1 pseudogene is annotated in these 453 nt (G+C 77.7%); it reads left to right on the plus strand.

Going from position 1 to position 453, the window contains the following annotated elements:
• Window positions 1-453 (plus strand): annotated as a pseudogene (locus tag VR44_RS18455) (acety-l/propionyl-CoA carboxylase subunit alpha); the annotation flags it as partial.

Here is a 453-nt window from a genome sequence, read left to right on the forward strand (position 1 = left end):
CCCGACCCCGTCGGCCATGCCGTCGAGGCCCGCCTGTACGCGGAGGACCCCGCCCTCGACTGGCGCCCCCAGACCGGCGTCCTGCACACCCTCTCCCTCCCGGAGCATGTCCGCGTCGACACCGGCTTCACCGACGGCGACACCGTCTCCGTCCACTACGACGCCATGCTCGCCAAGGTCGTCGCGCACGCCCCCACCCGCGCCGAAGCCGTCCGCGTCCTCGCCGACGCCCTCGCCCGGGCCCGGATCCACGGCCCGGCCACCAACCGCGAGCTCCTCGTACGCTCCCTGCGGCACCCCGACTTCACCGCCGCCCGGATCGACACCGGCTTCTACGACCGCCACCTCGACACCCTCACCGCCGGCGCCCCCGACCCCGCCCTGGCCTGCCTGGCCGCCGCCCTCGCCGAAGCGGCCCCGGCCCCCGGCGCCCCGCTCGCCGCCCGCCTCGGC

The sequence above is a fragment of the Streptomyces katrae genome, from assembly GCF_000966975.1.
GTDB lineage: Bacteria > Actinomycetota > Actinomycetes > Streptomycetales > Streptomycetaceae > Streptomyces > Streptomyces katrae.